Genomic DNA, 18863 nt, shown 5'->3' on the forward strand with positions numbered 1-18863 from the left:
CATTTAGGTGTTTTCAGCATCCTTAACCTTACATCAACGTGCCGACATATTTTAACATGACCCCAGCGGCAATGGCCGAGCCAATTACACCGGCAACATTCGGTCCCATGGCGTGCATGAGTAGGAAGTTTTGATTATCCGCTTCCAATCCGATTTTGTTGGAAACGCGAGCGGCCATAGGAACGGCAGATACGCCAGCAGAACCTATGAGTGGGTTGATTTTATTTTTGCTGAATTTGTTCATCAATTTGGCCATTAATACACCGCTACCTGTACCGATTCCGAAAGCAATGACACCAAGAATTAAAATGCCTAATGTTTGCGGTTGTAGGAATTTATCGGCGATAAGTTTAGAGCCTACAGACAAGCCAAGCACGATGGTTACAATGTTAATCAAGGCGTTTTGTGTGGTATCGCTTAAACGTTCAACGACGCCACTTACGCGCATGAGATTACCGAAACAGAACATCCCAAGTAATGGGGCTGCATCAGGTAAGAGTAAACCAACGAGCAACAGCAAAATCACCGGGAACAAGACTTTTTCTCGATTACTCACATGGCGCATTTGCGTCATGCGGATTTTGCGTTCTTCTTCTGTGGTTAACGCTTTCATAATCGGCGGTTGAATCAACGGCACTAGTGCCATGTAGGAATAGGCCGCTACGGCAATCGCGCCAAGCAATTCAGGCGCGAGTTTACTGGTAAGATAAATCGCGGTCGGACCGTCTGCACCACCGATAATGCCGATAGAGGCAGCTTGAGGTAGCGTAAATTCGATAATACCGAAATAATTTAACGCTAGCGCACCGAGTACGGTAGCGAAAATACCGAATTGAGCAGCTGCACCAAGTAGCAATGTTTTAGGATTGGCTAATAGCGGGCCAAAATCTGTCATTGCACCTACGCCCATAAAAATGACCAATGGTGCAATGCCGTAGCTTATCGCAACTTTATAGAATAATGCCAAAATACCGGCGCTGTAACCCATATCCACAGATAACGCTTCTAATTGATTTATCATAGATATCGGCGCAGAATTTAGCGCTGTTTTAATTGCAGCAATATCGGGTGAAACACCCAACTGCGCGGCGATTACCGCAATTTGCTCTGGTGAGCCAAGATGAAGCAAATTCTCCAATGCTGTCATAGCAAGACCTGCCTCAGGGATATTTGACAATAGTCCGCCGAAACCAATTGGCAGTAACAACAATGGTTCAAATTTGCGCGAAATGGCAAGCCATAGCAACAGTAGGCTCACAGCGATCATTACCGCTTGCCCCCATTGCAGATGGAATATACCCATCCCTTTAATTAACGCAATAATACTCTCCATAGACCATTCCTTATGCTAAGGTCATCACGGTGTCACCTACGGCGACAGCATCACCGGCTTTGACGCAAATGCCACGTACGGTACCAGCCTGTGCAGCTTTCACTTCGGTTTCCATTTTCATGGCTTCGAGAATGAATAATACATCGCCAGCTGCTACGGTTTGACCTTCTGTTGCAACAACTTTCCAAATATTACCTGCCATCGGCGCCGTTACTGGTGTACCACCGGTTGCTGGAGCAGGAGTCGCTTGTGGTACAGCTTGAGGAGCAGTAGTTGCGACATGAGAGATGTCACCGCCTTCGCTTACTTTCACCACAAAAGCTTTACCTTCCAATTCCACGGTATAAACAGCAGAGCCAGAAGCAGATGGTGCGGCTTTAGAAACAGGTTTATTTTCCACCGCACTTTCATTGCCGGTTGGAGCAGGTTCAAAGGCGGCTGGGTTGTTGCGGTTTTCTAAGAATTTCCACGCAATTTGAGGGAAGAGCGCCACGATTAAAGCATCATCCACAGCATTGTCTGCTAATTTCACGCCTTTCGCTTTAGCTTGTTCTGCAACTTCAGCTTCAATTTTCGCCATTTCAGGCGCAATGTGATCGGCAGGGCGGTCTGTTACTGGCGCAGCGCCTTCTAATACTCGAGTTTGCAACGCACTATCTACTGGTGCAGGCGTTTTACCGTATTCACCTTTTAAAATACCGGCAGTTTCTTTGGCGATAGTTTTGTAGCGTTCGCCAGTGAGAACGTTAATAACCGACTGTGTGCCAACAATTTGAGAAGTTGGTGTAACGAGCGGAATGTAACCTAAATCTTTGCGTACGCGTGGGATTTCTTCTAACACTAAATCTAATTTATCGGACGCATTTTGTTGTTTTAATTGGTTTTCCAAGTTAGTGAGCATGCCGCCTGGCACTTGTGCCACTAAAATACGGCTATCGACACCACGTAATTGGCCTTCAAATTTAGCGTATTTTTTACGTACATTGCGGAAATAGGCCGAGATTTTTTCCAAGCGAGGAATATCCAAACCGGTGTCATATTCAGTACCTTGTAAGGTGGCGACTAGGGATTCAGTTGCAGGGTGACCATAAGTTCCAGACATAGAAGAAATTGCCGTATCAATACCATCTACACCTGCTTCAACCGCTTTTAATAACGCCATTTCTGCCATACCAGTAGTAGAGTGGCAGTGTAAATGCAACTCTACGTCGAAACGTTTTTTGATTTCGCGTACTAAGTCTGCCGCCGCCATTGGATTTAAAATACCAGACATGTCTTTGATGACCAAGCTGTCGATACCGATTTCAAGCAATTGTTCTGTGGTGTCGAGCCAGGTTTGCATAGTATGTACAGGGCTGGTGGTATAACTTAAAGTCCCTTGAGCATGACCACCAAATTTACGTACTGCTTGCAACGCTGCTTTCATGTTACGCGGGTCATTGAGTGCATCGAATACACGGAAAACATCCATACCATTCGCTACACAACGTTCTACGAAACGTTCTACTACATCATCAGCATAGTGGCGATAGCCTAATAGGTTTTGGCCACGTAATAACATTTGTAATGGAGTTTTTGGACAAGCTTTTTTCAATTCACGCAAACGAACCCAAGGATCTTCACCTAAAAAGCGAATACAGCTATCAAATGTTGCACCGCCCCAAGCTTCCAACGACCAATAGCCAATATCATCTAATTCATGAGCAATTGGTAACATATCATCAAGACGCAAACGAGTTGCGAAAAGTGATTGGTGGGCATCACGAAGCACCAGTTCTGTCATTTTAATTTTTTTAGCCATGGTAAAATCCTTATTTTATTTGAACTGTTGGGTACGGCGATGATGTGCGATAGCCGCTGCAATCACAGGACGTAAACGCTCAAAATCGTCAGTAGGTGTCGCAGAAAGTGCGGTTGAGTTTTGGGGAGTTTTGGGTTCGGGTTGCGGTTCTGGAAAGAATCGATTGATAAGTTTAGACATCACCCCAATTGCCCAAATTAAAATGAGCAAAAAGACCAATACAAAACCCATCCCTGAAAACATCAGGTTAATTCCTTCGCCTATAAGTGCAGAGGGAGTCATCATTTTTCTTCCTTATTTACTTGAAAAAATGGACAATTTTATTCTAATCGATCTGTTTGAATAAAACTGTGATGAAGATCATAATTTGAAATATAGGCACACAATAAAAGGGGAAATGTGCGGTTGATTTTGAAGTATTTTGGCGTGAGTTAAATATTATTAATTAGGTATTTCTACTGAAACATACGTTATACAAAGCGTGTAAAATTAAAAGGACTAAGTCCTATAGTGATAGAACTTAGTCTTTGAATTAAATGAATCTCTATTTGTTGATAGAAAGGTAAATTATTCTACTTTTACAATCCAGCCTTCAGGGGCTTCAACATCACCGAATTGGATTCCGGTTAGCTCGTTGTAAAGTTTACGTGTAACAGGGCCTACTTCAGTTTCTGAATAGAACACGTGGAATTTACCTTTGTGTTGAATACCACCTACTGGCGTAATCACTGCGGCAGTACCGCAAGCACCCGCTTCGGCGAATTGATCAAGTTGATCAATATAGACATCGCCTTCAATGGCTTCCATACCTAAACGTTCTTTTGCAATGTGAAGTAATGAGTATTTCGTGATACTTGGTAAAATGGATTCAGATGCTGGCGTGATAAATTTATTATCTTTGGTAATACCAAAGAAGTTTGCCGCACCCACTTCTTCAATCTTAGTGTGAGTTTTTGGATCAAGATAGATCGCATCAGCAAATTTACGTTCAGGTGTGCCAGCTTCAGCTGCTAATTCATGAGGAAGTAAGCTTGCCGCATAGTTACCACCTACTTTTACACCACCGGTCCCCATCGGAGCCGCACGGTCGTAATCAGTTGTAATGAAGTTAGATGGCGCTAAACCACCTTTGAAGTATGCGCCGACAGGGCAGCAGAATACAGAGAAAATAAATTCTGGTGCGGTTTTTACACCGATATTCGCACCCGTACCAAAGAGGAATGGACGTAAATATAATGTTGCGCCAGAGCCGTAAGGACCTAACCATTCTTGGTTTGCTTTCACTACTTCTTTACAAGCGCGGATAAATAATTCTGTTGGCACTTGTGGCATTAATAAACGATCAGAGGTGTGTTGCATACGTTTTGCATTTTGATCAGGACGGAATAAGTTGATTGAACCATCTTTACAACGATAGGCTTTTAAGCCTTCAAAGCATTGTTGACCGTAGTGAATTGCAGTTGAACCTTCGTGGATATGTAGCATATTATCAGTGGTAAGTTTCCCTTCATCCCATTTACCATCTTTCCAATGTGCGATGAAACGATAATCTGTTTTGATATAACTAAATCCAAGATTGTTCCAGTCTAAGTCTTTCATTTTGCTTCCTTAATTTGTATAAATAATTTTATGAATGGAAATGCAGTTAATCTACACCATAACGGCTACTATGAAAACCTTTAAACACAAAAATATTGTGATTTCTCAAAATTTTTATTGGATTTTTAAATTTGTGAAGTTGGTCAGGAAATAAAATTTTGCTTATGTTAGAATGCGAGAATAAAAAAACGCCGCTCGAAATGAGCAGCGCTTAACCAGAATGGTTTAATATATACAGGAAGTAAATGAGTAACTTAATTGTTACTCCAGTTCGGAGAACCGAACTATATGCAAACACAACATCATACTTAAGTCTGAAACTCATTAACTTGTAAGGAATTACCAATCATTAAGTATGAGTGTATTGTAGGTAGAAGGTGATGGAAGGACAAATGATGTTTTTTTATTTGACGCATAAAAAAAACTAATCCGAATTAGATCTTAATCATTATAAACTAAAATTTAGCCATTGGGAAGAATTATGTATAAACGTTTGCCTCCCTTGAATTCATTGAAGTCTTTCGAATCAGCTGCACGACATTTAAGCTTCACAAAAGCTGCGGATGAACTTTTTGTGACACAAGCCGCAGTGAGCCATCAAATAAAATTATTAGAAGATTTTTTAGGTGTCGAGCTTTTTATACGTAAAAATCGTTCACTCGAATTGACGGAATTTGGGAAAGCCTATTTTGTTGATATTAACAAAGTCTTGCGAAAATTAAATGAAGCGACTGAACGTTTATTAACACTTAAAGCAGAGCCACATTTGGCAATTAGTGTGCCACAAACCTTTGGTATTCAATGGCTTGTGCCACATTTGAGTGATTTTAATAAGCAACACCCTGAAATTGAAGTGCGCTTGAAGGGCGTTGATCAAGATGAAGGTTTATTAAATAAAGAAATTGATATTGCCATTTATTATGGCAAAGGTGATTGGGAAAATTTACAAGTCGATCGATTAGGTGAAGAAAACTTAGTGATTTTGGCGGCACCTTCATTGCTTGAGAAAATTCCCGTTCGCCGTCCAGATGATTTGAAAAAGCACACGCTGATTCACACACATACTCGAGATAACTGGCAAGCGATGGCAGATTATCTCAAATTAGATGATTTGAATATTCAGCAAGGTCCGTTATTTAGCCATACTTTTATGGCATTGCAAGCGGCCGTTCATGGGCAGGGTATTGCGTTAGCTAATCGTATTTTGGCTCAGCAAGAAATTGAAAACGGTCATTTGCAAATTGTGTTACCAACCGAATTGCGGGATCCAAAATCATTCTATGTGGTCAATCATTTAGATCGTTTAGATGATGAACAAATTCAAGCCTTTAGAAAATGGATTAAAGATTCAATTAAATTAGGAAAACATGAATAAATTAGCCTTATATTGTCGAATTGGCTTTGAAAAAGAAGTCGCCGCAGAAATTACTGACCGAGCCTCTGAGCGTGGTGTATTTGGTTTTGCTCGCGTAGTAGAAAACAGCGGCTATGTCATTTTTGAATGTTATCAACCGGGTGATGCAGATCGTTTAGCGCGAGAAATCCCTTTTAATCGTTTGATTTTTGCGCGTCAAATGCTCGTTGTTTCAGATCTCTTAGAAAATCTCGATCCTCAAGATCGTATCTCGCCAATTCTTGCTCAATATAAACATATTGCAGAAGACATTAATCTTAAGCAAGCGGTAGAGTTATTTCTCGAAACAGCAGATACCAATGAAGCCAAAGAGCTTTCGACATTTTGCCGAAAATTCACCGTGCCGTTACGTCAAGCGTTGAAAAAACAAGGTTGGTTACAAGGTAAGCCGAATGCAAAGCGCGGTCAGATTTTACATTGTTTTTTCACTCAGCCGAATTGCTGCTATGTAGGGTATTCTTATCTTGGCAATAACTCTACCCATTTTATGGGGATACCACGTTTGAAATTCCCAGCGGATGCGCCAAGCCGTTCAACTTTAAAATTGGAAGAAGCGATTTTAACCTTTATTCCTCGAAATGAAGAAAGTAAACGCTTAAATGAAAATATGGTTGGCGTTGATCTTGGAGCTTGCCCTGGCGGCTGGACCTATCAATTAGTGAAACGTGGTTTATTTGTGTATGCGGTCGATCACGGCAAAATGGCGGCCAGTTTGCATGATACCGGTAGAATAGAACATTGCCCAGAAGACGGATTTAAATTCCAACCACCAAAACGCAAGCATATTGATTGGCTTGTGTGTGATATGGTGGAACAACCAAGCCGCATAGCCAATTTAATCGGAAAATGGCTGATTAACGGCTGGTGCCGAGAAACCATTTTCAACTTGAAATTGCCAATGAAAAAACGTTATCAAGAAGTGATGTTGTGCCTAGAAAATCTTGCAGTGATGTTGGCAGAAAAAGAACTGGAATTTGATATTCAGGCTAAGCATTTGTATCACGATCGAGAAGAGATTACGGTGCATATTGCATTAAAATAATTAAAATAGAAAAGCAAAGAGCGGTCAAAAAAACATTGAATTTTTTGACCGCTCTTTTATTTAAGCAATTATTTATTGGCTAAAATCACTGCACGAGTTGGTGCTTGATAGCCTTCGATAGTTTTACTGTGATTATTTGGATCTAAGAAATCAATCAAACTTTCATTTTCTAACCAATCAGTTTTACGTTGTTCTTCTAATGTTGTGGTGGCGACATCTACACAACGCACATTAGTAAAGCCGACTTTTTCCAACCAATTAATGAGTGCAGCAACAGAAGGAATAAAATACACGTTCTTCATTTTTGCATAGCGATCTGAAGGTACTAATACCGTATTGACATCGCCATCAACTACTAAGGTTTCTAAGACGAGCTCGCCACCTTTTACTAATTGATTTTTTAGTTGAGTGAGATGATCAAGCGGTGATTTACGGTGATAGAGCACACCCATTGAGAATACCGTATCAAATGCTGCAAGTGGTTGCATTTCTTCAATACCTAGTGGGATTAAATTAGCTCGGCGATCGTTATTTAATAATTTTCGAACGGCTTCAAATTGGCAAAGGAAAAGTTCGGTTGGATCAATACCCACCACCATTTTTGCACCTTCACCAACCATGCGCCACATATGGTAGCCGCTACCGCAGCCCACATCTAAAATGGTACGATCTTTTAATGGCGCAAGATGAGGCAAAACACGATCCCATTTGAAATCAGAACGCCATTCGCAATCCACGTGAATATCAAATAAATGATAAGGTCCTTTTCGCCACGGCATCAATTGCTTCAAATGATGGACAATGCGTTGTTTTTCGCCCTCTGAAAGTGGGGAAGTGCGGTCAGATTTCACCGCATTTTTTAAATCGATAGTATCTGCCTGCAAATCAGGGAGAAAGTCCACGATTTTTGACCATTTTGCATAATCACCATGGGTTTGTTTTTCCCATTCTTTTAACTGCAAAGGCAATGTTTCTAGCCAAGCAGATAAATTTGTGGTGGCAATTTGTTGATAAAAAGGACGAAAATCAATCATTATTTTGCTTCCTTATAGGCTCTTTCTGCTTTTTCAAAGGTTTCTTTTACTTCATTTTCAGGTTCTGCAGAAAGGAGAGAAACCACAATAATCGCCAGGCTAGCAAGGATGAATCCTGGGATCATTTCATAGACATTAAACCATTCACTGGTTTCTGGAATCACTGATTTCCAAGCAAAGACAACCACTGCGCCGACAACCATGCCTGCCATCGCCGCTGATGAAGTCATACGTTTCCAGAATAAGGAGAAGAGCACGACAGGACCAAATGCAGAACCAAAGCCCGCCCAGGCAAATTCAACGAGTTTTAATACTTTGCTGTTTTCATCCTGTGCAATCCAAATGGCGATACCCGCGATAACTAAAACCATTGCACGACCTAGCCAAACTAATTCTTTTTCAGAAGCTTTTGGACGAATAAACCCTTTATAAAAATCTTCAGTAATAGAACTGGAAGAAATTAATAATTGTGCGGAAAGTGTACTCATGACTGCCGCTAAAATTGCAGAGAGTAGAATACCGGCAATCCATGGATTAAAGAGCAATTTAGCCAATTCAATAAAGACTTGTTCTGGTTCATTATTTACCATGCTTGCTACTCCTGGATTTGCAAAGAAATAAGGAATCCCGAAGAAACCGATACCAATCGCACCGGCGAGGCAAATCACCATCCATGTCATACTGATGCGGCGTGCTTTAATGAGAGATTTTACCGAGTAAGCGGCCATAAAACGCGCAAGAATATGCGGTTGACCAAAATAACCTAATCCCCAAGCCGCCAAACTTAATAAACCTAATGGCGTGGTAGAACTAAATAAATCGGTAAAGTCTTTATTCGCTGAGATTTCAGCTTGATGTAGCACTTCTGTAAATTGTGATGTATCACCCAAACTTAAACAGATGAAGAGCGGCGTTAAAATCAGTGCAAAAATCATCAATGTGGCTTGAATGGTATCCGTCCAGCTTACGGCTAAAAATCCACCAATAAAGGTATAGACGATAGTCGCTAATGCGCCGTACCAAATGGCGGTGGAGTAGTCGACTGAGAATAGGTTTTGGAATAATTTCGCCCCAGCAACCACACCAGAACCACAATAAATAGTGAAGAATACCAGGATGATTGTTGCAGACACAATTTTTAAGAGATTATGTGATGTGCCAAAGCGATGGTGGAAATATTCCGGTAATGTGAGTGCATTGTTGTTAAATTCGGTATAGATCCGTAAACGACCAGCTACGAGCAACCAGTTAAAATAAGCCCCAAGGATTAAACCAATGGCGATCCAACCTTCAACCAGGCCAGACACATACACCGCACCTGGCAAGCCCATTAATAACCAGCCGGACATATCAGATGCGCCTGCAGACATGGCTGTCACAAAACTTCCGAGTTTACGGCCGCCTAAAATATAATCGGATAAGTTGTTTGTATAATAATAGGCAAGGACACCGATTAAAATCATGCCGAAAATATAAATACTAAAAGTAATAAGTGTTGGGTCTAAACCAAACATTAAATACCTCAAAAAAAGTCATGAAAATTTGAGAAAGGTCATATTTTACCTTATTTGGGTCTATTATTCTATTTTCCTTTTCGATAGACTTATACCATTAAAACTAAGGTCGAAAAAATGAATTCTGTTGAATTATTAATGAATGTTACGCCCAATGAAACCCGCGTTGCGCTGGTGGAAACGGGTGTTTTAAAAGAGGTTCATATTGAACGTCAAGCCAAACGTGGCATCGTGGGGAATATTTATAAAGGGCGAGTAACCCGTGTTTTACCGGGGATGCAGTCCGCATTTGTGGATATCGGTTTAGAAAAAGCCGCATTTTTGCATGCTTCCGACATTGTTTCACATACCGAGTGTGTGGACGTGAATGAGCAAAAGCAATTCCGTGCAAAAAGCATTTCTGAACTCGTCCGCGAGGGGCAGGATATCGTGGTACAAGTGGTAAAAGATCCTTTGGGCACCAAAGGCGCAAGATTAACCACGGATATTACATTGCCTTCTCGTTATCTCGTCTTTATGCCGGAAAATAGCCATGTTGGTGTATCACAACGTATTGAAAGCGAAGAAGAGCGAGCAAGATTAAAAGCGTTAGTTGAGCCTTTTTGTGATGAGTTAGGTGGCTTTATTATTCGTACTGCTACCGAAGGCGCAACGGAAGAAGAATTGCGCCAAGATGCGGAATTTTTAAAACGTTTATGGCGTAAAGTGCTTGAGCGTAAAGGTAAATATCCAACCCGTTCTAAAATTTATGGCGAACCCGCATTACCACAGCGTATTTTGCGTGATTTTATCGGCGCTAATTTAGAGAAAATTCATATTGATTCCAAACTTTGTTTTAACGAAGTGAAAGAATTTACCGATGAATTTATGCCGGAATTAAGTGATAAATTAATGCTTTATACGGGCAGTCAGCCGATTTTTGATATTTATGCTGTAGAACGTGGTATTCAAAATGCCCTAGAGAAACGTGTGAATTTAAAATCGGGCGGCTATCTTATTATTGAGCAAACTGAAGCCATGACAACCATTGATATTAATACGGGCGCATTCGTCGGTCATCGAAATTTGGATGAAACAATTTTTAACACCAATATTGAAGCCACTAAAGCCATTGCGCAGCAGCTACAACTGCGTAATTTAGGCGGTATTATCATTATTGATTTTATTGATATGCAAACCGATGACCATCGCAATCGAGTGATTGAATCCTTGGAAGAAGCGCTATCGAAAGATCGCGTAAAAACGAAAGTGAATGGTTTTACTCAACTTGGCTTAGTGGAAATGACCCGTAAACGTACTCGTGAAAGTTTAGAGCACGTTTTATGTGATGAATGCCCAACTTGTCAAGGTCGTGGACGCGTGAAAACCGTCGAAACGGTATGCTATGAAATTATGCGTGAGATTATTCGCGTGAACCACTTATTCTCGAGTGAACAATTTGTGGTTTATGCCTCTCCAGCCGTGGCAGATTACTTAATCAAAGAAGAATCGCACGGTTTATTGCCAGAGATCGAAATGTTCATCAGCAAACAAGTTCAAGTCAAAACAGAGCAGTACTACAACCAAGAACAGTTTGATGTGGTGGTGATGTAAAAGATGAAAGTGCGGTCAAATTCGACCGCACTTTTTATACTTAAACTTAGCCAGAATATGACTGGCTCAAAGGTAATAGAATAATGAAATATGTTTTTGGATATTTTACTAGTATTCTTGTTTTTTCTTTGATTTATTTTGTGGCTATTTTTTATGTGCAATTTGATGCAGTAGTTAAGAACATAAATTATGTTCTTCTAGCAAAAGAGGCAATAGTAGCAAGTTTGAAACTTCATATCCTCATTCTTCCTATTATATTTCTAACGACTAAAAGAAAAACAAAATAGCATGATGGAGCACTTTATATTTGTGTGTGAAAGTACTCTGTACAAATTATTTTTTACTTTTAAATGGCATAAATTTTCTGATGTTAGTTTTTAATTGCTTGTTGATAAGTTTTCATTTATAAAACGTATAGTTTAGAGTTCATAGGGGAAGTAAATGCTTATAGCTGATTTAAAATGGATTGATTATGGCTTTTCAACGAGGGATGAGGCATCCTTACTAGTTCTTAAGCCAGCTTATTGCTTAAATTTAACATTAGCAATAGGAACAAAAGGAAATTCTGGGAGTGACTATTTTTATACTAATGTTTTTAATGTAGGAATGGTGCAAAGAGAAAAGGTCTTGGTGATAAATAAAGGAATGGTTGTTGCTCTGAAAACATTAGATGACATAGAAAATTATTTGTCACTCATGATAAATAGTATATCAGGAGAAACCTGGGATGATATTGTTATTCAGTTACAAAAATATTTTGATTGGGAATATGAAGGGTATAGAGAAGTTTAAAAAGCATCTAATTTTAAATTCAAGAATAAAAAGTGCGGTCAAAATAGACCGCACTTTTTACTTTAACTATTTCAATCTTTCTAACTGTTGAATAATGGCTTCATCAGATTGTGATTGGATTTTTCGCATACGCATAAAGAGTAACGCAGCGGCAATGGTTAAGGCAATGATAAAGGCGACCCAGAAACCTTTTGCACCGATGCTTGGAACAATCCAATCCGTGCGGGAAAGAATATAACCAACAGGGATACCCACGCCCCAATAGGCAAGTAACGTGATATAAAGGATAATTTTAGTGTCTTTATAGCCACGTAAAATACCGCTCACGACGACTTGCACTGAATCTGAAAATTGATAAATCGCAGCCATCGCTAATAAGCTGCCTGAAAGGGCAATAACAGTAGCATTATCGCCTACAATTAATGCGGCAATCTCTGCACTAAATACCCAAATCACCAACGCCAATACACTTGCCACAATCAAGCCAAGAATAATAGCCGCGTGAGCCATAATTTTGGCTTTTTGTGGTGCGTGATTACCCAGTTCTTGCGCCACTAAAATGGTAGCAGCCATCGCAATAGACATGGGGAACATAAAGGCTACGGCACTGGTATTTAAGGCAATTTGGTGGCTGGCGACCACATCCGCACCTAATGGGGAAAGTAACAAACTACTTAACGCAAAGAGTGATACTTCACTGCACAGAGCAATGGCAATAGGCAAGCCAAGTGCGGTCAATTTTTTCAGTGTTTTGATGTCTGGCTTTTCAATAATCTTTTCAAAGACTTTCAAACTACGTTCATTATAGTTTTTGGCAGAGTAGGTAATCATTAAGATTGCCATTGCCCAGTTGACAATAGCCGTTGCCACACCACAACCGACACCGCCCAATGCAGGCGCACCAAATTTGCCGTAAATAAACATATAATTCAGCGGAATGTTCAGCATTAACCCCATGAAGGTAATCACCATGGCGGGTTTTGTTTTAGCAATGCCATCATTCAAACAGCGGAAATTAATCAGCAATAAATAGGCAGGTAAGCCCCACACCATCGCACGCAAATAATTCATCGTCACATCTGCCATGTGGGCATCCATATTCATAAACTGTAATATGAAATCATTATGATAGATGATGAGTGCAAGGGGAATCATCACTAAAAATGAAATCCAAAGGCCTTGTCTCACTTGGTGAGCAATGCGATGGCGCTGTCCAGATCCATTTAAATAGGAAATTGTTGGTGGCAAGGCGAGTAATAAGCCTTGACCGAAAAGCACCAAAGGTAGCCAAATGGAGGCACCAATACCGACACCGCCTACATCAGCCGAGCTCACACGCCCCGCCATAATCACATCCACGGTACCCATGCCAGTTTGAGCTAACTGGGCAAGCCCGATAGGTGTCGCAATTCGGATAAGTTTTTGAATATCAATACGGTATTGAGAAAAAAGACGAGAATTCATAAATTTTGCTATAATATTGGAAAAATTTTTAATGAAGGAATAATAATGTTTACGGGTATTGTACAGGGCATCGCCCAAATTTATGCAATTAAAGACAGCGATGATTTTAGAACACAGATCGTAAAATTACCAGCTGAAATGCGAAAAGGCTTAGAAATCGGTGCATCCGTGGCGAATAACGGTGTGTGCTTAACAGTGACTGAAATTCACGATGATCTTGTCAGCTTTGATTTAATGCAAGAAACCTTGCGCATCACCAATCTCGGCGGCTTAAAAGCCGGGGATTTTGTGAATATCGAACGCGCAATGCAAATGGGCGCAGAAATTGGTGGACATATTTTATCTGGTCACGTTTATTGTACCGCAAGCGTTTCACAAATTATCGAAAGCGAAAACAATCGTCAGGTTTGGTTTAAATTGCCTAATAAAGATGTGATGAAATATATCCTAACAAAAGGATTTATTGCGATTGACGGTATCAGTCTTACTATCGGTGAAGTAAAAGACGATGAATTCTGCGTGAATTTAATTCCAGAAACCCTACATCGAACCCTGATTAGCAAACGGCAAATTGGCGATTTAGTGAATATCGAAATCGATCCACAAACACAAGCGATTGTGGATACGGTGGAACGGTATTTGCAAGGAAGAAAAGTGTAATATTAGAAAAAGCTAGATGCATAACACTTAAAAAAAAAACAATGGTTTGTTTTAAATAAAGGTGAGAATATTAAATATGTCGTTATTTGATTATAATGTGAAAATGACAAAAGAAGATTTAAATAAATTTAATCAGTCAGTTTTAGAAAATTTGCATAATCTTTCCACTGGAAGAGATAGTTATAAAAACATATTATTTATTCAAACTATCAACCTATGTAAAGAGTTAGTTTATTTAATAGAAAATTATCAATTTTTATCAACCTCTATTGTATTGAGATCTGCTCTTGAATCTTACTTAAAGTTAATTGATGTAGTAAAAAATGGGGATGATGGTGTTAATAGAATTTTAGTTTCTGATATAGCCGAAAAAGAAAAACTATTAAAGTCTGGCTTGATTGATTCAGAAGTTGACGGTAAGGATCCGTCTGTATATTTAGAGCAATTTAAAAAAGAAAAAGAGAAATATCAAAAGAAAATAAATAATGGAGATAAAGTTTTTAAGCTAACGAGTCAAGCTAACAATCACTCTAAAAATATGCTTTCAGCTGTTATATTCTAAGTATACACATTCTACTTTATCAATGTTGCAGTAGCTCTATGTCAAAGATGACGATAAACTGATTTTCCAACCTTGTGTTACTGATGAATATAAATGGCAATATTTGCGTACTTTACAAAAAATAATTTCAGAATTACAGGATATTTATAATGAGCATATGGCACCTATTTTGTGATGAATCAGGTATAAGTGGAAAGCCATTTTATGCCTTTGGTGCATTATGGATTAAAGAGAATAATATTGAACGTTTTGAAAAAGAAATTGAGAGAATTCGAAAAAAACACTCTTGCACGGATGAAATAAAGTGGCAGAGTGCTAATTCTAAACGTTATGCTGATTTTTATAATGAACTTGTTAAATTCTTTTTTCAGTCTGATTATCTCTTTTTTAATTGTATTGTTGTTCAATTGTCTATTGTTAATAAATCCTTTCACAATGGGAATTATGAGACAGCAAAACAAAAGCATTTTAATGAGCTAATTTGTAATAAAATTGAAAATTCTCTACGTAGAAATAGAGATAATCGATTTATTTTATCCGTTGATGAATTACCATTTAGTTATCATAAAGCAGATGAGGCTATGCATATTATTGCTAACAATATCATTCGACAAAGAACATCTATTCCCAATGCAATTTTGAAATTAAATGAGGTTAATTCTAAATATTGTCATGGTGTGCAATTATGTGATTTGTTGTTGGGGGCTGTTTTAAGTAGTTATCAAAAAGATATATCCTCGGAGAGGAAGCTAGCCCTTTCTCTATTAATAGCGAAGCATCTTGGATGGGATAAATTAATGTACGATACATTAAGCTCAGAACGGAAGTTTAACATCTGGTATTTTTATGATCCAACAAAGGGCCCGCGTTTAGTTAAAACAAAAGAGATAAAACTTAAATATTAGATAATAAAAAAGCAGACCTTTCAGTCTGCCCATTGAATGTCCTAACAACTTTTATACATTTCCCACTACTAGGCATTGTACGAAATAGCAGTCTTTATGTTCCCTTGTATTTGTATTTCTCTTTCATTATATAACAGTAAAACATTATTAAAATTTTGACCGCACTTTATAGGAAATTATTTAGCCTGTTTCTTCGCTTTTTTCCATTTCCAAAATAGGAATAGGGCTAAAACACCGATTAGGATATAAATAACAAGTTGGCCTTTTTTAATTTGTTCGTGTAACCAATCTAAGTTTTTAGCGCCAAATTCACCGAGGTAAACCCAAATTGGTACGGAAATAATGGCGGCGCAGAAATCAATTAATACAAAGCGCGTGTAGCTGACGCGACGGGTAATGCCAGAAACCATATAAATTGGTGCGCGTAATCCAGGTAAGAAACGAGCCACAAATAGAACACGGTTACCGTATTGGTCAAACTTTTCACGAACCATTTTGAGACGTTCTAATGTGACGATTTTACGCATTGGTCGGAAACGTAAAATACGTGTGCCGTAAATGCGGCCAAGCCAGTACATGGTTGAATCACCGGCAAGTACACCAATCATACTCACAACTAACATTAAGTGGGAATTGACGCTTTCAGGATAGAGGCCAGCGATTACACCGCCGGAGACAAGCGTGATATCTTCTGGAATGGGTACACCAAAGCCACAAATAATCAGAACAAATAGCACCGCCCAATAACCGTAATCGGTAAAAAAGCTGATAAGAAATTCCATTTGAAACCCACTTACAATCAGTTAGTTAAAATTAATTAAAAATTGGGATTTATTTTAATCGCTTTGCCTTGAAAAGCCTAGAAAAAATTTGCTGTGTAAATTTGCATTGTGGGGCTGAATATTTTATAATCCGTCGCTCTCAAAGTTTGTCTTTGAGCAAATTTAGGAAAATTGCTGGGTCGCCTGCAATTTTTTATTTTAAACTTTTAATCAAGAGAACATGAAAATGGCATTTAAATTTAACGCTGAAGTTCGTCAAGCGCAAGGTAAGAGTGCGAGCCGCCGCCTGCGTCACAACGGTCAAATCCCTGCAATCATTTATGGTGGCAGCGAAGCACCTGTTTCAATCATCTTAAATCACGATGAATTAAACAATGCACAAGCTCACGATTCTTTCTATAGCGATGTAATCACTTTAGTGGTTGAAGGTAAAGAAGTTGCAGTGAAAGTTCAAGCAATGCAACGTCACCCATTCAAACCAAAATTGGTTCACATTGACTTCAAACGTGCTTAATTTTTAGCTTGTGATAAGAACACCAATAATGATGAGTTATTGGTGTTTTTTCTTTTCGGGCAAAGTGCGGTCAAATTTGAAATCGTTTTAGGAGTATTTTCCAATGAAGATAGCCTTAGGCATTGAATATAACGGAAAACAATATTGTGGCTGGCAGCGACAAGAGAAAGTACGCAGTGTACAAGAAGAATTAGAAAAAGCGTTATCTTTCGTGGCAAATGAAAAAATTGAAGTGTTTTGTGCGGGCAGAACAGATTCTGGTGTTCATGGCACAGGACAAGTGGTGCATTTTGAAACTACAGCAGTTCGCCCCGAAAAAGCATGGGCATTTGGTACGAATGCGAATTTGCCTGATGACATTTCAGTGAGTTGGGCAAAAGTGGTGGATGATGAATTTCACGCCCGTTTTTCGGCAACCGCGCGTCGTTATCGTTATATCTTGTATTGCAATAAATTACGTTCAGCCATTTTGCCGGAAGGGATTACCCATTGCCATTTAGATTTAGACGAAAAGAAAATGCACCAAGCGGGGCAGTTCTTATTGGGTGAAAATGATTTTTCCTCTTTCCGCGCGGCACAATGTCAATCGAATACCCCTTGGCGAAATGTGCATCATTTAAACGTGGTGCGAAAAGGGCAGTACATTATTGTGGATATTCAAGCTAATGCCTTTGTGCATCACATGGTGCGTAACATTGTAGGAAGCTTGATTGAAGTCGGCGCAGGTAATCAACCCGTTGAGTGGATGAAATGGTTGCTAGAGCAAAAAGATCGTAAATTAGCCGCGCCAACAGCAAAACCAGAAGGCCTGTATTTAGTCAATGTGATTTACCCTGAAAAATTTGCGATTCCACAGAAAAATTTAGGGCCATTATTTTTAGAAGATAATCTCATCTGACTAGCAAATTTCGCTAAATTATGATTAAATACGCAAACTTTTCTAGTTAATAAAAAAGGTAAAAAATGAGCTGGATTGATAGAATTTTTAGCAAAGGAACCTCTTCCTCTGCATCACGTAAAGCTAACGTACCTGAAGGGGTTTGGACAAAATGTACCTCTTGTGAACAAGTTCTTTATGGTGAAGAAGTAAAACGTAATTTATATGTTTGTCCAAAATGCGGTCATCATATGCGTATTGATGCTCGTGAGCGCCTTTTAGCCTTGTTAGATGAAGGTTCAAGCCAAGAATTATCCGCTGATTTAGAACCAAAAGATATTCTTAAATTTAAAGATTTAAAAAAATATAAAGATCGTATTACTGCCGCACAAAAAGAAACGGGCGAAAAAGATGCGTTAATCACAATGACAGGTACACTTTACAATATGCCTATTGTTGTTGCCGCTTCAAACTTTAGCTTCATGGGCGGTTCAATGGGCTCGGTTGTAGGGGCAAAATTTGTGAAAGCAGCAGAAAAAGCAATGGAATTAAACTGTCCGTTTGTTTGTTTCTCTGCAAGTGGTGGTGCACGTATGCAAGAAGCACTTTTCTCCTTAATGCAAATGGCGAAAACCAGTGCGGTTTTGGCAAAAATGCGTGAAAAAGGTGTGCCGTTTATTTCGGTATTAACCGACCCAACATTAGGTGGGGTATCTGCAAGTTTTGCTATGTTAGGTGATGTGAACATTGCTGAGCCAAAAGCATTAATTGGTTTTGCAGGCCCACGTGTTATCGAACAAACTGTACGTGAGAAATTACCAGAAGGCTTCCAACGTAGTGAATTCTTACTTGAGAAAGGGGCGATTGATATGATCGTGAAACGTTCAGAAATGCGTTCAACCCTTGGAAACCTTTTAAGCAAACTCACCAATCAACCTTCACCTTTTGTTGAAGTAGAAGTTGTTGAAAATGCCTAA

General features: G+C 39.2%; 18 protein-coding genes. 10 read left to right on the forward strand and 8 right to left on the reverse strand.

Translation table 11 applies throughout. From position 1 onward, the window contains the following. Positions 1-28 precede the first annotated feature (28 nt). The 4 genes from O3746_RS00620 to O3746_RS00635 all read right to left on the reverse strand — a co-directional run bounded on the left by O3746_RS00620 (position 29) and on the right by O3746_RS00635 (position 4733). Entirely contained in the window at positions 29-1333 is a 1305-nt protein-coding gene (locus O3746_RS00620) for a sodium ion-translocating decarboxylase subunit beta (RefSeq protein ID WP_307981505.1), read from the reverse strand. A gap of 10 nt (positions 1334-1343) precedes the next feature. After that, positions 1344-3134: a sodium-extruding oxaloacetate decarboxylase subunit alpha gene (gene oadA / locus O3746_RS00625; RefSeq protein ID WP_371447469.1), complete on the reverse strand. Its 1791-nt coding sequence runs from the start codon at positions 3132-3134 to the stop codon at positions 1344-1346. Between the two features lie 15 nt (positions 3135-3149). Then, complete coding sequence (locus O3746_RS00630; RefSeq protein WP_371447743.1) at positions 3150-3416, reverse strand: oxaloacetate decarboxylase subunit gamma; 267 nt, start codon at positions 3414-3416, stop codon at positions 3150-3152. 285 nt (positions 3417-3701) lie between these two features. Beyond that, positions 3702-4733 carry a branched-chain amino acid aminotransferase gene (locus tag O3746_RS00635; protein ID WP_070592341.1) on the reverse strand — a complete coding sequence of 344 codons (1032 nt, stop codon included), beginning with the start codon at positions 4731-4733 and terminating at the stop codon, positions 3702-3704. A 481-nt stretch (positions 4734-5214) separates the two neighbouring features. On the opposite strand from O3746_RS00635, the gene O3746_RS00640 reads away from it, so the two are divergent. Together O3746_RS00640 and rlmM are read left to right on the forward strand one after the other, a co-directional pair. Beyond that, the gene (locus O3746_RS00640; protein WP_371447472.1) at positions 5215-6108 is read left to right on the forward strand and encodes a transcriptional regulator GcvA; all 894 of its coding nucleotides are present in this window, start codon (positions 5215-5217) and stop codon (positions 6106-6108) included. Continuing rightward, the gene (gene rlmM, locus O3746_RS00645; protein ID WP_371447474.1) at positions 6101-7189 is read left to right on the forward strand and encodes a 23S rRNA (cytidine(2498)-2'-O)-methyltransferase RlmM; all 1089 of its coding nucleotides are present in this window, start codon (positions 6101-6103) and stop codon (positions 7187-7189) included. Before O3746_RS00640 ends, rlmM begins: the two co-directional genes overlap by 8 nt. Positions 7190-7257: 68 nt before the next feature. Here rlmM and cmoB read toward each other — a convergent pair whose 3' ends face one another. Continuing rightward, the gene (gene cmoB / locus O3746_RS00650; RefSeq protein ID WP_160222677.1) at positions 7258-8223 is read right to left on the reverse strand and encodes a tRNA 5-methoxyuridine(34)/uridine 5-oxyacetic acid(34) synthase CmoB; all 966 of its coding nucleotides are present in this window, start codon (positions 8221-8223) and stop codon (positions 7258-7260) included. Then, positions 8223-9737, reverse strand: coding sequence for a sodium/proline symporter PutP (gene putP / locus O3746_RS00655; protein WP_371447477.1), 1515 nt, complete (start codon positions 9735-9737; stop codon positions 8223-8225). The genes cmoB and putP overlap by 1 nt, the downstream gene beginning before the upstream one ends. A gap of 117 nt (positions 9738-9854) precedes the next feature. Between putP and rng the strand changes: the two genes are divergently transcribed. Further along, positions 9855-11330, forward strand: a complete 1476-nt coding sequence (gene rng / locus O3746_RS00660; RefSeq protein WP_371447479.1) for a ribonuclease G — start codon at positions 9855-9857, stop codon at positions 11328-11330. Between the two features lie 441 nt (positions 11331-11771). Then, complete coding sequence (locus O3746_RS00665) at positions 11772-12122, forward strand: Imm8 family immunity protein (RefSeq protein ID WP_111386403.1); 351 nt, start codon at positions 11772-11774, stop codon at positions 12120-12122. A gap of 66 nt (positions 12123-12188) precedes the next feature. On the opposite strand, the gene O3746_RS00670 is transcribed toward O3746_RS00665, so the two are convergent. After that, positions 12189-13586: an MATE family efflux transporter gene (locus tag O3746_RS00670; RefSeq protein ID WP_197544683.1), complete on the reverse strand. Its 1398-nt coding sequence runs from the start codon at positions 13584-13586 to the stop codon at positions 12189-12191. Positions 13587-13631: 45 nt separating this feature from the next. Between O3746_RS00670 and O3746_RS00675 the strand changes: the two genes are divergently transcribed. The 3 genes from O3746_RS00675 (at position 13632) to O3746_RS00685 (ending at position 15713) form a co-directional block, all read left to right on the forward strand. Continuing rightward, positions 13632-14246 carry a riboflavin synthase subunit alpha gene (locus tag O3746_RS00675; protein WP_371447482.1) on the forward strand — a complete coding sequence of 205 codons (615 nt, stop codon included), beginning with the start codon at positions 13632-13634 and terminating at the stop codon, positions 14244-14246. A 103-nt stretch (positions 14247-14349) separates the two neighbouring features. Beyond that, complete coding sequence (locus O3746_RS00680; protein WP_371447484.1) at positions 14350-14808, forward strand: DUF5677 domain-containing protein; 459 nt, start codon at positions 14350-14352, stop codon at positions 14806-14808. 149 nt (positions 14809-14957) lie between these two features. After that, positions 14958-15713, forward strand: a complete 756-nt coding sequence (locus O3746_RS00685) for a DUF3800 domain-containing protein (protein ID WP_049384113.1) — start codon at positions 14958-14960, stop codon at positions 15711-15713. Between the two features lie 176 nt (positions 15714-15889). Here O3746_RS00685 and O3746_RS00690 read toward each other — a convergent pair whose 3' ends face one another. Then, positions 15890-16495, reverse strand: coding sequence for a DedA family protein (locus tag O3746_RS00690; protein WP_193451148.1), 606 nt, complete (start codon positions 16493-16495; stop codon positions 15890-15892). A 226-nt stretch (positions 16496-16721) separates the two neighbouring features. Here O3746_RS00690 and rplY point away from each other — a divergent pair, with 226 nt between their 5' ends. From rplY to accD, 3 genes are all read left to right on the forward strand, one after another. Then, positions 16722-17009, forward strand: coding sequence for a 50S ribosomal protein L25 (gene rplY / locus O3746_RS00695; RefSeq protein ID WP_065243978.1), 288 nt, complete (start codon positions 16722-16724; stop codon positions 17007-17009). Between the two features lie 103 nt (positions 17010-17112). Beyond that, positions 17113-17907: a tRNA pseudouridine(38-40) synthase TruA gene (gene truA, locus O3746_RS00700; RefSeq protein ID WP_049356504.1), complete on the forward strand. Its 795-nt coding sequence runs from the start codon at positions 17113-17115 to the stop codon at positions 17905-17907. A gap of 65 nt (positions 17908-17972) precedes the next feature. Further along, positions 17973-18863: an acetyl-CoA carboxylase, carboxyltransferase subunit beta gene (accD, locus tag O3746_RS00705; protein WP_049365964.1), complete on the forward strand. Its 891-nt coding sequence runs from the start codon at positions 17973-17975 to the stop codon at positions 18861-18863.

The sequence above is a fragment of the Haemophilus sp. 27098_8_127 genome, assembly GCF_041433495.1.
GTDB lineage: Bacteria > Pseudomonadota > Gammaproteobacteria > Enterobacterales > Pasteurellaceae > Haemophilus_D.

Excerpts from the sequence above, each read along its gene's own strand:
- O3746_RS00620 (WP_307981505.1), bottom strand. The coding sequence starts at position 1,333 with ATGGAGAGTATTATTGCGTTAATTAAAGGGATGGGTATATTCCATCTG.
- oadA (WP_371447469.1), bottom strand. The coding sequence starts at position 3,134 with ATGGCTAAAAAAATTAAAATGACAGAACTGGTGCTTCGTGATGCCCAC.
- O3746_RS00630 (WP_371447743.1), bottom strand. The coding sequence starts at position 3,416 with ATGACTCCCTCTGCACTTATAGGCGAAGGAATTAACCTGATGTTTTCA.
- O3746_RS00635 (WP_070592341.1), bottom strand. The coding sequence starts at position 4,733 with ATGAAAGACTTAGACTGGAACAATCTTGGATTTAGTTATATCAAAACA.
- O3746_RS00640 (WP_371447472.1), top strand. The coding sequence starts at position 5,215 with ATGTATAAACGTTTGCCTCCCTTGAATTCATTGAAGTCTTTCGAATCA.
- rlmM (WP_371447474.1), top strand. The coding sequence starts at position 6,101 with ATGAATAAATTAGCCTTATATTGTCGAATTGGCTTTGAAAAAGAAGTC.
- cmoB (WP_160222677.1), bottom strand. The coding sequence starts at position 8,223 with ATGATTGATTTTCGTCCTTTTTATCAACAAATTGCCACCACAAATTTA.
- putP (WP_371447477.1), bottom strand. The coding sequence starts at position 9,737 with ATGTTTGGTTTAGACCCAACACTTATTACTTTTAGTATTTATATTTTC.
- rng (WP_371447479.1), top strand. The coding sequence starts at position 9,855 with ATGAATTCTGTTGAATTATTAATGAATGTTACGCCCAATGAAACCCGC.
- O3746_RS00665 (WP_111386403.1), top strand. The coding sequence starts at position 11,772 with ATGCTTATAGCTGATTTAAAATGGATTGATTATGGCTTTTCAACGAGG.
- O3746_RS00670 (WP_197544683.1), bottom strand. The coding sequence starts at position 13,586 with ATGAATTCTCGTCTTTTTTCTCAATACCGTATTGATATTCAAAAACTT.
- O3746_RS00675 (WP_371447482.1), top strand. The coding sequence starts at position 13,632 with ATGTTTACGGGTATTGTACAGGGCATCGCCCAAATTTATGCAATTAAA.
- O3746_RS00680 (WP_371447484.1), top strand. The coding sequence starts at position 14,350 with ATGACAAAAGAAGATTTAAATAAATTTAATCAGTCAGTTTTAGAAAAT.
- O3746_RS00685 (WP_049384113.1), top strand. The coding sequence starts at position 14,958 with ATGAGCATATGGCACCTATTTTGTGATGAATCAGGTATAAGTGGAAAG.
- O3746_RS00690 (WP_193451148.1), bottom strand. The coding sequence starts at position 16,495 with ATGGAATTTCTTATCAGCTTTTTTACCGATTACGGTTATTGGGCGGTG.
- rplY (WP_065243978.1), top strand. The coding sequence starts at position 16,722 with ATGGCATTTAAATTTAACGCTGAAGTTCGTCAAGCGCAAGGTAAGAGT.
- truA (WP_049356504.1), top strand. The coding sequence starts at position 17,113 with ATGAAGATAGCCTTAGGCATTGAATATAACGGAAAACAATATTGTGGC.
- accD (WP_049365964.1), top strand. The coding sequence starts at position 17,973 with ATGAGCTGGATTGATAGAATTTTTAGCAAAGGAACCTCTTCCTCTGCA.